The following is a 12,693-nucleotide window of genomic DNA, read 5'->3' as shown; positions in this document are numbered from 1 at the left end:
ACGATTCCGAGAGACTCCTCCTCATGTCCAGGCTGCACGCCCTGCGTCCCGTCCTGCCGATCCTGATCGGCGCCTCCGTCATGTTGTCCCTCGCCATGGGGCTGCGCCAGAGCCTTGGCATCTTCGTGCCACCGCTGACGCGCGATATCGGCATCTCGATCGGCGACTTCACCATCGCGGTGGCGATCCAGAATCTGACATGGGGCATCCTGCAACCCTTCGCCGGCGCGCTCGCGGTACGGGTGGGGTTTCGGCCGCTGATGGTCGGCGGCTCGCTGCTATATCTCGTGGGGCTGGTATTGCTGGCCACATCGCATTCGCTGTGGGCAGTGATCGTTGGGGCGGGCCTGCTGATCGGCACCGCCATGGCAACCACCGGCACCGCCATGGCGATGGCGACCGCATCGGCCGCGGTGTCGCCACAGGTACGCAGCATGGTGCTCGGCCTGGTGTCCGCATCGGGCTCGCTTGGCGCCATGCTGGCGGCGCCGCTGGGGCAATCGATCGCGCGCGACTGGGGCTGGCGCATGGGTGTCGCCGCCTTCGTGGTGCTCGCGCTCATCATGTTGCCGGCGGCATGGAACGCGGGCCGCGTCGATCGCTCGCGCCCGCCACCGGTGCCAGGGCATGCCGAGCAGAGCGGCACCCATGCGCTGCTGGGGGCCTTGCGGCATCCGCCGTTCGTCGTGATGTCGCTCGCTTATACGGTGTGTGGCATGCAGCTGGTATTCCTGACCACACACCTGCCGGCCTATCTCGATATTTGCGGCATGGACCCGATGCTGTCGGCGCAGGCGCTCGGCTTGATCGGCGGCTTCAACGTGCTGGGCAGCCTGTTTTTCGGCTGGGCCGGTGGCCGCGTCAACAAGCTGTTGCTGCTGGGCAGCATCTATATCCTGCGCTCGCTTGGCTTTATCTGGTTCTTCCATGCCATGCCGTCGCCGGGCAGCACGATGGTATTTGCATCGGTGATGGGCTTTCTATGGCTCGGTGTGTCGCCGCTGGTGCAAGGCTGGATCGCGCAGACGTTTGGCTTGCGCTGGCAGGCGATGATCGCGGGCGTAGCGTTCTTCAGTCACCAGATCGGCAGCTTTATCGGCGCCTTTGGTGGCGGCTGGCTGTACGACCTCACGCATAACTACGCCACCGCGTGGAAGATCGGCGCCACGCTCGGCCTGGTGGTCGGCACCATCCAGATTGGCTTTGCCTTCCTCTCGCGAATCCCGGCGCCGCGGCTGGCCGCATAGCCGCGGCGCTCGCCGTCGCTACCGTGCCGTTCTGCGGGCCCTCCTGCGGGCACTTTAGCGGGCGCTTTAGCGGGCGCTCTACCGGGCCTTGAGAATGGCCTCGATCTCGGTGGCGGCCCGGCGCAGCGGCGGCAGGTAATGCTTCTCCAGGTAGGCGGCGTCGCGGCTGCCGAGCACCATGCTCAGCCCAAGACCCGCCACCACCTTGCCGGTCTGGTCGCGCAGCGGCACGGAAATCCCCGCAAAGCCGTCCGCGAGTTCGCTGATCAGTACGCAGAAACCATCGGTGCGCACCTGTGCGAGCTTGCGCGCGAGCGCACTGCGCGAACTGACGGTGAAGGGCGTGAGCTTGCGCAATTCGGCCGCGGCCAGATAGGCGGCGAGTGCGTCGTCGTCGAGTCCACCCAGCAATACCCGTCCCAGCGAATGCGCATACGCCGGCATGCGCCGCCCGATCGCCATGTCCACGCGCAGCAGCTGGCTGGGTTCCTCGCGTGCGACCAGTACCACCGACTCGCGATCGAGCATGCCGATCGACGCGCTTTCGCCGGCTTCCGCGCATAGCGCCTGCAGATACGGCCGCGCCAGCTGCGGCAGGTTCATCGACGCAAAGAACGCATAGCCGAGGTCCATCACCTTGGGCGTCAGCACAAAGTGGCGGCCATCCTGCGTCAGGTAGCCGTTGTGCATCAACGTCAGCAGCAGCCGGCGCGCGGCCGCGCGCGTGACGTCGAGCTGCTCGGCCACTTCCTGCATGGTCAGGCCGCCGGCACCGGTGGCGTACAGGCGCAACAGCGCGAGGCCCTTGGTCAGGGAGTCGAGCAGTTCCTCCTTCCTGGGATTTTCTAGGGTTTCGCCGCGGGGCATGTTCCGGGATGTCGACAGGTGAAAAGGTCAGTGGAGCGATTGGCAACGGCGCAACGTTAGGGGTCAGCACCGACTTGCTTTCGCGCGGTCGATCCGTATGATAAACGTTTTGCGAACAAATGTTCGCGATTCGCGGGTCGGGGCAAACCATTACCGATGGCGACGCCGGCGGCAGATCGGCAGACCCGCGCCAGAACCAGAATCCAGGAGACATCGATGAAGGTAATCACCACCGCGCAGGCCGCGGCGCTCGTCCAGAGCGGCTGGACCGTCGCCAGCGCGGGGTTCGTCGGGGCCGGGCATGCGGAGGGCGTGACAGAGGCGCTGGAGCAGCGTTTTCTGCGCGACGGGCTGCCGCGCGACCTGACGCTGGTCTATTCGGCCGGGCAGGGGGATCGCGGCGCGCGCGGGGTGAACCACTTCGGCAATGCCGGCATGACGCGCGCCATTGTCGGCGGCCACTGGCGCTCGGCCACACGGCTCGCCACGCTGGCGTTGCAGGAGCAATGCGAGGCCTTCAACCTGCCGCAAGGCGTGCTGACGCACCTGTATCGCGCGATTGCCGGCGGCAAGCCGGGTGTGCTGAGCAAGATCGGCCTGCATACGTTTGTCGATCCGCGGACTGCGCAAGATCCGCGTTATCACGGCGGCGCACTGAACCAGCGCGCGCACGACGCGATTGCCGCCGGCACTGCCAACTGGGTGGAGGCCATCGACTTCCGCGGTGACGAATATCTTTTCTACCCGAGCTTCCGCATCGACTGCGCGCTGATCCGTTGCACCGCGGCCGATACGCGCGGCAACCTGAGCACGCATCGCGAAGCGTTTCACCACGAGCTGCTGGCGATGGCGCAGGCCGCGCATAACTCGGGCGGCATCGTGATCGCGCAGGTCGAGTCGATCGTCGATTATCACGAGAACCTGCAGGCGATCCATGTGCCGGGCATCCTGGTCGACTACGTGGTGGTCAGCGAACAGCCCGCGCATCACCAGATGACATTCGCCGAGGCTTTTAACGAGACGTATGTGCGCCCTTGGCGCGGCGAGGCCGCCGATGCCGCGCACAAGGCGAACGAGGCACAGGCGCTGCCGCCCGCCGCCGCGCCGCTCGATGCGCGCACGATCGTGCAGCGCCGCGCCGTGATGGAGCTTGCCGCGCGCCAGCCGCGCGTGGTCAATCTCGGCGTGGGCATGCCAGCCGCGGTGGGCGCGCTGGCGCATCAGGCCGGGCTCGGCGGTTTTACGCTCACGGTCGAGGCTGGCCCCATCGGCGGGACGCCGGCGGACGGTCTCAGTTTTGGCGCCTCGGCGTATCCGGAAGCCGTGGTCGATCAGCCGGCCCAGTTCGATTTCTATGAAGGTGGCGGCATCGACCTCGCCATCCTGGGCCTGGCCGAACTCGATGGCCACGGCAACGTCAACGTCAGCAAGTTCGGCAGCGGCGACGAGGCGCTGATCGCGGGCGTAGGTGGCTTTATCAACATCACGCAGAGCGCGCGCGTGGTGGTGTTCATGGGCACCATGACCGTGGGTGGACTCGAGATCCGCGCGGAGGATGGTCAGCTCGCCATCGTGAAGGAGGGGCGCGTCAGGAAGATCGTGCCCGAGGTATCGCACCTGAGCTTCAACGGCCCCTATGTGGCGTCGCTCGGCATTCCGGTGCTGTACGTGACCGAGCGTGCCGTATTCGAGATGCGCGCCGATGCGCACGGCGAGCCGCGCCTTACGCTGACCGAGATCGCGCCGGGCGTCGACCTGCAGCGCGACGTGCTCGATCAATGCGCCACGCCGGTGGCCGTGGCGGAAGACTTGCGGCGGATGGACGCACGGCTGTTCCGGCCGGGCGTGATGACGCTCTGACCGTGGGCGTCGCAACAAGAATTAGGAGACGGCCGGCATGACCGGCCACACACTGGAGGAAGCACCATGCAACACCAACGTCGCGCGTTTCTGGCGCGCAACGCGCTCGCCCTGGCGGCCCTGCTGCCAGGCGTTACCACGCTGGCCATCGCGCAGCCGGGTTTCCCCGACAAGCCGATCCGCCTCGTGGTGCCGTTCCCGGCCGGCGGGCCGACCGATACCGCGTCGCGCATCATCGGCCAGAAGATGAGCGAGACGCTCAGGCAGCCGGTCGTGATCGACAACCGCCCGGGCGCATCGGGCACCATCGGTACCGACGCGGTGGCCAAGGCCGCGCCCGATGGCTACACCATCGTCATGCTGGCCACGCCGGCCCTGCTCGGGCCGCACCTGATGCCGCGCAAGCCCTATGACGTAGCCAGGGACTTCGCGCCGATCGGCAACGCGTATGAGCTGCCCATCGTGATGGTGGTGAATCCGCAGGTGCTGCCGGATGTGACGGACCTGCAGCAGTACATCGCCAAGGTCAAGGCCAATCCGGGCAAGATGAACTACACGAGCTCGGGCAATGGCAGCTTCGGTCATCTGTCTACCGAGCTGCTGAAGAACGTCGGTCATTTCGAGGTGCAACACGTCCCTTACAAGGGTAGCGCGCCCGCCATGTCCGATCTGCTGGCGGGGCAGGTGTCCATGATGTTCTCCGACATGATCGCCGCGCTGCCGCATATCAAGGCCGGCAAGCTGCGCCCGATCGCGGTGGGCTCGGCCCGGCGCGTGAGCTTTGCCCCCGAGGTGAAGACCATTGCCGAGCAGGGCTTCCCGGGCTTCGATGCCACCTCGTGGGCAGGGCTGCTGGCGCCGGCCGGTACCCCGAAGGACGTGGTGCAGAAGTTGTCCGATGCGCTGCAGGGCGCGCTGGCCGATCCCACCGTGCAGCAGAAGATGCTGGGCGTCGGCACGGTGGCGTCGTACCTGCCGCCGGACAAGTTTGCGGGACGCATCAAGGATGACTATGTCAAGTGGGGCAAGGTGATCAAGGACAACGGTATCAAGAGCGATTGAGCCGTCGCCGGTGGTTGCGGGGATGACCGGGCCGGGCGCAAATTGTAGCGGGCGCTAAAAATCGCCCGCGCCCGGTGCGGAAACGCCGATGGCCCGGCGCGCGAGCTTGTGCATTCCGGGGTCTTGAAAACCGAAAAGGCGCCAATAATTTAGAGTCGTTCCGGTCGAACCGGACTCCTGGCGAGTGCGAATCCATGCACTCCGATACTTGCTAAATGGGAGCACAGACATGAGCGACTTCTTGTTCGGGAACGACTTCTTCTCTGAGTTCGAGCGCATGCAGCGGCAGGTGGCCAATCTCGTGGGCGGCGGCTTTCCGTCGAGCCTGCGCGCATCGCGTTACGGTGCATTTCCGCAGGTGAATGTGGGGGCCACCGACGACACCGTCGAGATCGTGGCATTTGCCCCGGGCATGCGCGCGGCCGATTTCAACGTCTCGGTCGACAAAGGGTTGCTGACGATCAGTGGCGAACGCAAGACCGCGCACGAGACCGGTGCCGAAGCGACGCGGGCCTATGCCCAGGAGCGCTTTGCGGGGGCCTTCCGCCGGGTGATCGAGCTGCCGCAGAGCGCGGATCCTGACAAGGTCACCGCGAAGTACACCAACGGCTGCCTTGTGATCACGGTCGGCAAGCGCGAAGCCTCGCGCCCGCGCGCCATCACTGTCCAGTAAGCGGCACGCATCCCCTTGTTGCCATCCTTCCATTGTTCCGGAGAGACCATCATGAGCGATACGACTCAACTGACGCCCGTCCAATCGTCGCAGGTCGCCAGCCAGCGGTCGCAAGATCCGCGCGCTCGCGCGACGGCGCTGACGCCGCCGGTCGACATCGTCGAGGACGCACAGGGCGTGACCGTGTGGGCGGACCTGCCTGGCGTGCCGCTGGAGAAACTCGAGGTCAAGGTGCATGACGGCACGCTCTCGATCGAGGCGCAAGCCGAAGTGCCGGTGTCGTCCAATCTGCGCGTGCAGTACGCGGAACTGCAACAGCCGCGCTTCGCGCGCGCGTTTGCCATCAGTCAGGATCTCGATACCGCCAGGATCATGGCCAATCTGCAGGATGGCGTGCTGAAGCTCACCATCCCGCGCCGCGAGGAAGCGCGACCACGAAGGATCGAGGTGACCGGTAACTGAAGCCGGGGCGGCGGCTGGCGCGACGTGCTTACCAGCCGCTGAAGCGCTCCCACCGATCCTCCACCTCGGTGCCGCCTGCCACCACCGTATAGGCGCCATGCTGCGCCGCGGTGGCGCAGGCGTGATTCGGCAGCACGCGCAGCACGGTGCCGATCGGCAGCATCGGCGTGGCGGCGGCATCGGTACGGTGGCGGACGATGCCATGCTCCTGATTGGCGTCGATCATGACGAGGTCCGGCAGCGGCCGGCCTTCGATATCGCACACCAGGCCGTAGCCCTGGTCGACCGGCTGCCTTGCGGTACCGCGGTCGCGCGACATCGCCATCCAGCCCGCATCGGTGATCAGCCAGCCTTTCTCGCGCTGGTGGCCGATCACCGTGCAGAGGACGGACAGCGCGATATCGTCCGTGTCGCACACGCCGATGCCGTGCATGACGAGGTCGAAGAACACGAATACCCCGGCACGCACCTCGGTCACGCCCGCCAGCGAGCGCGCAAAATGCGCGGTCGGGGTGCTGCCGACACTGACGACCGGCGCACGGTGGCCGGCCGCGCGCAGTCGTTCGGCAGCGCGTACGGCGCCGGCACGCTCCTGTTCGGCCAGCGCCTCGATGGCCTCGGGCGAGCGGCAGTTGTACGAGTCGCCCGCATGCGTCAACACGCCGGCTACCCATGCACCGGCATGACCTGTCGGCGCCACCGCGCGATCCGCGACGGGTGCGAGCGCCGCCGCAATGTCGAGGAGGGCAGGGTCCTCCGGCTTGACGCCCGACCGATGGCCGTCGGTATCGATCTCGATCAGCACCGGCACCTCCAGCCCACGCTCGCGCGACCACGCCGCGAGCGCGCGCGCCGCTTCCACGTTATCGAGCAGCAGCGTGAGCCGCGCGCCGCGCCGCAGCAGGTCTTCCACATGCGGCAGCTTGGTCGGCACGATACCGACCGCATAGAGGATGTCTTGCCAGCCGTGCGCGAGAAAGTAATCCGCTTCCTTCAGCGTGGAAACCGTAATGGGCGTGCCGGGCGCACCGATGCGCGCGGTGACCTCGGCCGACTTGTTGGTCTTGACGTGCGGCCGCAGCGTGACGCCGGACGGTGCCAGGCGCTCGCGCAGCCGCGCGATGTTGCGCGCCATCCTGACGCGGTCGAGTACGAGGAGCGGGGTTTCGAGTTGCTGCAGATTCATGGCGGGTAGGCGGACTTCGCGTCGTCGATGGGTGGGCGTTCCGGAGCTGGGCAGGGGGTCTGGCACGGATCAGCCCTGCCGCCGCGCACGGTCACCGCGTGCGCCCAGGAGATCAAGCACCGGCAGCAGTTGCGGATCCTGTTGCAGCGGCGCCGGAGCGCCCGCCGGCAAGGCCAGCCCGACGCGATTGTGCCAGTACGTATCGAGTCCGACCGCCGAGGTGCCGAACAGGTCGAAGCCAGAGCCGGCCACGAACAGGGTGCTGGCCGCGGTGGCGCCGAGTTCGTCCAGGGCTTGCCGGTACGGGCGCGGGTCCGGCTTGTAGAAGCCGGACCGCTCCGATGTCACCACCACATCCATCGGCACGTCGAGGCGCTCGACCGCGAGCCGCCCGAGCCGCTCCGAACAATTGGTGACGACGCCGAGTCCGTGCGTTCCGCGCAGGGTGGCGAGCACCGTGGCGGCGCCGTCCCACAGCGCGAGTTCGCTCCAGCGTTCCTCGAGCGCGTCGGCCAGCGCGGGTGGCAGGCCGGTCTCGGCGGCGGCCTCGCGCACCAGCGTTTCATAGGGACGATAGGCGCCGCACGCATAGGTGCGCTTCAGGTACGCCGCGCGCCACGCCCGGCCCGGCACCTCGCCGCCGGCGACGCTGTTCCACAGCGACCACGAATCCAGCAGCGCGGTCAGCAGATCGAAGAGGACGAAGTCGTAGCGGCGGGCGGAGGGCGCCGCGGCCGGTACAGCGTTGGGCGCGGCGGTGGCCGTGGCGCTGGCCGTGGCGGTGGTAGTGGCGGTGGTAGTGGCGGCGGGCACGCTGGTGCGTACGTCGGAGGCGGATCTCATGGTGATGGGTTCCCGATATCGAGCCGTCAGTGTAGGCAAGCCGTGCGCTCAGGTGGTTAATGCCATAGAATTTGTTAATTCACCTAGAGGTTAATAATGAAGCTCGACGTCGAAGACCTGCGCTTCGTCCTGGCACTGGACCGCCTCGGAAGCCTGGCCGCGCTCGCGCGCGAGGAGAATGTCACGCCGCCAGCGGTAACCAAGCGCCTGAACCAGCTGGAAGCGCGCCTCGGTATCCGCCTCGCCCAGCGCACCACCCGGCGTCTGCAGCTTACGCACGAAGGTCATCTGCTGGCGCAACAGGCCACGGGCGTGCTCGAACAGATGCAGGCGATCGAGGAAGCTTTGCAGCAGCGCAGCCAGACGGTCGCCGGCAAGCTCAAGATCCACGGGCCGTTCGGCTTCGGGCGCCGCTATCTTGGCCCGCTGCTGGCGCAGTTTCACGGCACTCATCCCAATCTCGAGGTGCAGCTCTATCTCTCCGACAACCTGATGCTGCCGCGCCAGCCGGTGCATGGGCGCGATGCGTTCGACGTGCTGGTCAGCATCGGCACCATCCCCGATTCCCGCTGGATTGCCCACCGCCTCGCGCCCAACCGCCGCATCCTGTGTGCGGCGCCGGCGTACCTGGCAAAGGCCACGCCGCTCGACACCCCGGCCGATCTCGCGCGACACGCCTGCCTGGTGCTGCGCGAGAACGAGGAGGACGTGACGCTGTGGCGCTTTGCGGAGAGCCGGGCCAGTGCCCGAAGCGGGGCGCGCGCCGCCCGCGAACACACGGTTCGCGTCCGTCCGGCCATGGAAAGCAACGACGGCGACGTGGTCCGCCAGTGGTGCCTGAGCGGCAAGGGGATCATGGTGCGATCGGAGTGGGACGTCGCCGACGACCTGGCCGCGCGTCGTCTCGTCGCGCTGCTCCCCGCATACCGCCTGCCCGACGCCGACGTGATGGCGCTGGTACCCCAATCGCGCCAGGCCTCCATGCGCACGCGCCTGTTTGTCGAGATGCTGCGCCAGGCGCTGGGCCCCAGACCGCCCTGGCGATCAGCGCGCCAGCCATAGGCGGCCTGCACGCGGTCACATCGGTCTGGCAGGGCGCAGCAAGGAAGGCCGCAACGAGGGCAGCAGGGGAGCAGTGAGATATAACAAAAACGACATGATGGCAATTTTGTCGTTGGGGGATGACAACATACCCCTTCGAGACACACGACATGTCCATCATGGCAATGATAGGTTCTCGCCTGATTTATTCCCTGGCATGCATTCTCTTCCGGGTCCCCATGACAATGACAATCACAAGACGAATGGTAAGGATTCTGTTGTTGGCACTCTGGGCATTGCTGCCCATTCACACGACGCTTGCGGCGGACCCGATGGAGATGTCGCAATCGAAGCGCCATCCACTCACGGATACGGCATTGAGCCGCGCGGAAGCCGATCCACAATTGGCCCAGAGCCCGTCTGTCAGGAAATGGCTCGAAGCCGTGGAGGACGATGTCGAGATTCGGCAGGTATTTTCGACCGAAGAGCTTCAGACCAGATTGCACTGTGGTCACCGCGATGATCTTGCGGTGTCGTACGCAGGGGACGTCGATGGACGGCGAGCCAGTATTCAGCAGTTTGTTCCTCGGTGACACATCCGCGTGGACCAGGATCCAGCAGGATCATTGGTACGGTGCGGCGGAACAGGCGCCGACGGAGTACACGCTGCTGAAGACGCCTGCCAGGCGCCTAATGCCGATCAAGCCGGACTCGCGGACGACATTCACAGTGTTGTCCTGGCAGGGCGCCATGGAAGGGCGCGCGAAAGAACAGTCGGTTTCCTGCCAGAGCGGAGGACGCTATTCGGCAAGCACGATCCGCGCAACGCTGACAGGGATGGCTATCGACGTCAATTGCAGGACCACCGAGCGCGGTGTGGAAATCAGCCGCTACACGTTCTCATATCTGGAGGATCTGCGTATCAATCTCGGCCGGACCTGGGTCTACCCTGAAGGGACATACACCATCACATACAACTCGGTAACGGTCGAATAAGGCGACGCCCCGTTCTTGTCCAGTCCTTGTCCCGTCCGGGGCGCCGGCTGCCGCAACCTCCGGCCGCCTGAGCCTGCCCGGTACATCTCGGACCCGAAGGGAGCGTGGCGGCCGGCGGGGCCCGGAGTGGGCCTCCGCCGCGTGCCACCACGCGGCAGGACGAGCGGAAAGGGCCCGTCGCCGCCTTCAGGGCGCGAACCGTTCCGTGGTGGCAACGTCGTTGTTGTTCGCGTAGCCGCCGATCAGCAGCGCATTGCCGTCGTTGAGCAAGGCTGCCGCACCCGCGCGGCGGCCTTGCGTCAGCGGCGCGCCGGCGGTCCAGGTGTTGAAGTCCGGGTTGTAGATTTCGGTAGTGGCCAGATCGAGGCCGCCGGCGATCAGCGCGCGGCCGTCGGCCAGGGCCACGAAGAACGGCAGGGAGCGCGGACCGTTATAGGTGCTAGTGGTCCAGGTCCCCGTGGCCGGCACATAGCGCCATGCCGTGCTGCCGGTATCGCAGGCCGCCAGCACGCTGGCGTCAGTCAGGGTCACGGACTGGCAGACGTTGGCCTCGATGCCGAGATCGGTTGCCGTGGTGGTGCCGCTATCGTCCACGGGGAAGAACTCCGCTGTCCGCACGTAGCCAGTACGGTTGACGCCGCCGATCAGCAGCACGGTGTTGCCGCCCGGCAGCAACTCGGCGCCGTGCTGGCCGCGCGGTTGACTCAGTTGCGTGGTCATCGGCGTCCAGGTATCGGTGGTCGGATCGTACAGCTCCGCGGTCTGCCAGAACGTGATGCTGCCGGCCGGATCATAGCCGCCGATCACCAGCACCTTGCCGTTGGGCAGCAGCGTGGCGGAATGGCGCACGCGCGCCGTGGACATGCTGGCCGCCGCCTGCCAGGTATTGGTGGCCGGATCGTAGATTTCGGCCGATGCGAGCGCCGTCAGGATATCTTGCTGACCGCCAATGACGAGGACCTTGCCGTTCAGCAGCACCGTCGCGGTGTGGTCGGAACGACCGGCCAGCATCGAGGCGGCGGCCGTCCAGGCATTGGTGGCCGGGTCGAAGATCATCGCGCTGTTGGTGACGCCGGACCCGGCGTAACCGCCCGTGGCCAGCACCTTGCCATTGGGCAGCCTGGTGGCCGCGAAGTAATGCCGGGCGCCGGGAATCGGTGCCACGGCAGCCACGCTGCCGCGCGACGTGATGCCGATCTGGACCTGCGCCTGGGTCGTTCCGGCGAGATTGCTGGCGGTGACGGTGTACGTCGCCAGGCCCTGAATGGCCTGTGCGGTACCGCTAATCACGCCGGTCTGGGTGTTGAGGCTCAGCCCGGCCGGCAGCGCGGGCGCAATCGCGTACGCCGCCGGCGCGCCGCCGGTGGTCTGCACGCCATTCGGCACGATGGCCTCGCCGGTGACATACAGCGCCTTCGGCGTTGCGTACACCACACTGGCCGGCGCCATCAGCGCAGGCTGTACGGTGATGCGCAGCGTGGCGGTGGTCACACCCGCGGCGTTGCTGCCGGAGATCGTGTAGGCCGTATCGGGCGAGGTGGCGGTCGGCGTGCCGCTGATGGTGCCGGTCTGCCCATCCAGGCTGAGGCCGGCGGGAAGGGCCGGCGCGATGGTGTAGGCGCCGATCGGCCCGCCGGTGCTGGTCGGAGTACTGGTCGGAATCGGCGTGCCGACGGTGTAGACCACCGCTGCCGCGCCATAGGTCAGGCCGGCGGGCGCCGCCGTCGCGCTACGCACTTCGATCTGTACGCGGGTGGTGGCACTGCCGCCTGCGTTCCGCGCCGTGACCACATACACGGTGGCGGCGGAGACCGCGGCTGGCGTGCCGGTAATGACGCCGCTGGCGGGGTCGAGGGTCAGGCCGGCCGGCAGCGCCGGCGCTACGCTGTAGCGCTCCACGGGATCGCCGCTGGCACTGGGCCGGTTGGCCACGATCGGCTGGCCTGCTTCATACACCGCCGAGGGCATGTTGTACGCGAGGCCCGCCGGCGCAGTGGTGGAATCCGAGCCGCAGCCGGACAGCGCCGCAAACACGCCCAGCAGCAAGGTCAGGCATAAGAATCGATGCAGCACATGGCTGGCATGGCGCATCCGACGCGGCGCGCCGAAGGTTGCAAAGGTAGCTGCGAAGGTAGCTAGCATGGCCCGTTCCCGTGATTTGTTATGGTGCGACGCTGCCCGGCATTCCCGGACGCGGCGCGTACTTTTTCGGTCGGGACGCCGGTCTTGCCCCGGCCCGACCTTTATTAAATGCGTGCTAAATATAACATCGCACGGCTTGCCGCTGGCCGGAGCCTGTAGCGAGCCTGTAGCGAGCCTGTAGGGGACCTGTACGGGCCTGTACAGGTCCCTGTACCGCGCGTGTAGGAGGCGCACCGATGGTGTGCGGATTGGGCCCGTGGGAAGATGGCCGCGGCCTGTTACCCCGCGCGGGCGCCGGGTACTTTTCGGCACTG

The 12,693-nt window shown here is 66.8% G+C and carries 12 protein-coding genes; 8 read left to right on the top strand and 4 right to left on the bottom strand.

The window, feature by feature from the left end:
- Positions 1 to 23 precede the first annotated feature (23 nt).
- A complete protein-coding gene (locus DFLDMN_RS25075) occupies positions 24 to 1,247 on the top strand; it encodes an MFS transporter (RefSeq protein ID WP_423200474.1) in 1,224 nt (407 codons plus the stop codon).
- A gap of 78 nt (positions 1,248 to 1,325) precedes the next feature.
- Here the strand turns inward: DFLDMN_RS25075 and DFLDMN_RS25070 are convergent, their stop codons facing one another.
- Entirely contained in the window at positions 1,326 to 2,114 is a 789-nt protein-coding gene (locus tag DFLDMN_RS25070; protein WP_423200473.1) for an IclR family transcriptional regulator domain-containing protein, read from the bottom strand.
- A 216-nt stretch (positions 2,115 to 2,330) separates the two neighbouring features.
- On the opposite strand from DFLDMN_RS25070, the gene DFLDMN_RS25065 reads away from it, so the two are divergent.
- The 4 genes from DFLDMN_RS25065 (at position 2,331) to DFLDMN_RS25050 (ending at position 6,171) form a co-directional block, all read left to right on the top strand.
- A complete protein-coding gene (locus DFLDMN_RS25065; protein WP_423200472.1) occupies positions 2,331 to 3,974 on the top strand; it encodes an acyl CoA:acetate/3-ketoacid CoA transferase in 1,644 nt (547 codons plus the stop codon).
- 66 nt (positions 3,975 to 4,040) lie between these two features.
- A complete protein-coding gene (locus DFLDMN_RS25060) occupies positions 4,041 to 5,036 on the top strand; it encodes a Bug family tripartite tricarboxylate transporter substrate binding protein (RefSeq protein ID WP_423200471.1) in 996 nt (331 codons plus the stop codon).
- A 229-nt stretch (positions 5,037 to 5,265) separates the two neighbouring features.
- Positions 5,266 to 5,709: an Hsp20/alpha crystallin family protein gene (locus DFLDMN_RS25055; protein ID WP_423200470.1), complete on the top strand. Its 444-nt coding sequence runs from the start codon at positions 5,266 to 5,268 to the stop codon at positions 5,707 to 5,709.
- A gap of 51 nt (positions 5,710 to 5,760) precedes the next feature.
- A complete protein-coding gene (locus DFLDMN_RS25050; RefSeq protein ID WP_423200469.1) occupies positions 5,761 to 6,171 on the top strand; it encodes an Hsp20/alpha crystallin family protein in 411 nt (136 codons plus the stop codon).
- Between the two features lie 28 nt (positions 6,172 to 6,199).
- Here the strand turns inward: DFLDMN_RS25050 and DFLDMN_RS25045 are convergent, their stop codons facing one another.
- Together DFLDMN_RS25045 and DFLDMN_RS25040 are read right to left on the bottom strand one after the other, a co-directional pair.
- The gene (locus DFLDMN_RS25045) at positions 6,200 to 7,357 is read right to left on the bottom strand and encodes an alanine racemase (RefSeq protein ID WP_423200468.1); all 1,158 of its coding nucleotides are present in this window, start codon (positions 7,355 to 7,357) and stop codon (positions 6,200 to 6,202) included.
- A gap of 69 nt (positions 7,358 to 7,426) precedes the next feature.
- On the bottom strand, positions 7,427 to 8,200 hold the full coding sequence (locus DFLDMN_RS25040) for an HAD family hydrolase (protein WP_423200467.1): 774 nt from the start codon (positions 8,198 to 8,200) through the stop codon (positions 7,427 to 7,429).
- Positions 8,201 to 8,296: 96 nt separating this feature from the next.
- Here DFLDMN_RS25040 and DFLDMN_RS25035 point away from each other — a divergent pair, with 96 nt between their 5' ends.
- The 3 genes from DFLDMN_RS25035 to DFLDMN_RS25025 all read left to right on the top strand — a co-directional run bounded on the left by DFLDMN_RS25035 (position 8,297) and on the right by DFLDMN_RS25025 (position 10,237).
- Positions 8,297 to 9,262, top strand: coding sequence for a LysR family transcriptional regulator (locus DFLDMN_RS25035; protein ID WP_423200466.1), 966 nt, complete (start codon positions 8,297 to 8,299; stop codon positions 9,260 to 9,262).
- 149 nt (positions 9,263 to 9,411) lie between these two features.
- Complete coding sequence (locus DFLDMN_RS25030; RefSeq protein ID WP_423200465.1) at positions 9,412 to 9,834, top strand: hypothetical protein; 423 nt, start codon at positions 9,412 to 9,414, stop codon at positions 9,832 to 9,834.
- Positions 9,794 to 10,237, top strand: a complete 444-nt coding sequence (locus DFLDMN_RS25025) for a hypothetical protein (protein WP_423200464.1) — start codon at positions 9,794 to 9,796, stop codon at positions 10,235 to 10,237. The genes DFLDMN_RS25030 and DFLDMN_RS25025 overlap by 41 nt, the downstream gene beginning before the upstream one ends.
- Positions 10,238 to 10,423: 186 nt before the next feature.
- Here the strand turns inward: DFLDMN_RS25025 and DFLDMN_RS25020 are convergent, their stop codons facing one another.
- A complete protein-coding gene (locus DFLDMN_RS25020) occupies positions 10,424 to 12,379 on the bottom strand; it encodes a kelch repeat-containing protein (RefSeq protein ID WP_423200463.1) in 1,956 nt (651 codons plus the stop codon).
- Between the last annotated feature and the right edge of the window lie 314 nt (positions 12,380 to 12,693).

Origin of the sequence: Cupriavidus sp. H19C3, assembly GCF_049393815.1 — a bacterium.
Classification (GTDB): domain Bacteria; phylum Pseudomonadota; class Gammaproteobacteria; order Burkholderiales; family Burkholderiaceae; genus Cupriavidus.
This window is presented reverse-complemented; position numbering and strand designations above follow the sequence as displayed.

Bases quoted from the DNA above. Each gene is read 5' to 3' on its own strand.
- DFLDMN_RS25070 (WP_423200473.1), bottom strand. From the start codon at position 2,114: ATGCCCCGCGGCGAAACCCTAGAAAATCCCAGGAAGGAGGAACTGCTC.
- DFLDMN_RS25040 (WP_423200467.1), bottom strand. From the start codon at position 8,200: ATGAGATCCGCCTCCGACGTACGCACCAGCGTGCCCGCCGCCACTACC.
- DFLDMN_RS25060 (WP_423200471.1), top strand. From the start codon at position 4,041: ATGCAACACCAACGTCGCGCGTTTCTGGCGCGCAACGCGCTCGCCCTG.
- DFLDMN_RS25020 (WP_423200463.1), bottom strand. From the start codon at position 12,379: ATGCTAGCTACCTTCGCAGCTACCTTTGCAACCTTCGGCGCGCCGCGT.
- DFLDMN_RS25035 (WP_423200466.1), top strand. From the start codon at position 8,297: ATGAAGCTCGACGTCGAAGACCTGCGCTTCGTCCTGGCACTGGACCGC.
- DFLDMN_RS25045 (WP_423200468.1), bottom strand. From the start codon at position 7,357: ATGAATCTGCAGCAACTCGAAACCCCGCTCCTCGTACTCGACCGCGTC.
- DFLDMN_RS25030 (WP_423200465.1), top strand. From the start codon at position 9,412: ATGTCCATCATGGCAATGATAGGTTCTCGCCTGATTTATTCCCTGGCA.
- DFLDMN_RS25075 (WP_423200474.1), top strand. From the start codon at position 24: ATGTCCAGGCTGCACGCCCTGCGTCCCGTCCTGCCGATCCTGATCGGC.
- DFLDMN_RS25050 (WP_423200469.1), top strand. From the start codon at position 5,761: ATGAGCGATACGACTCAACTGACGCCCGTCCAATCGTCGCAGGTCGCC.
- DFLDMN_RS25065 (WP_423200472.1), top strand. From the start codon at position 2,331: ATGAAGGTAATCACCACCGCGCAGGCCGCGGCGCTCGTCCAGAGCGGC.
- DFLDMN_RS25025 (WP_423200464.1), top strand. From the start codon at position 9,794: ATGGACGGCGAGCCAGTATTCAGCAGTTTGTTCCTCGGTGACACATCC.
- DFLDMN_RS25055 (WP_423200470.1), top strand. From the start codon at position 5,266: ATGAGCGACTTCTTGTTCGGGAACGACTTCTTCTCTGAGTTCGAGCGC.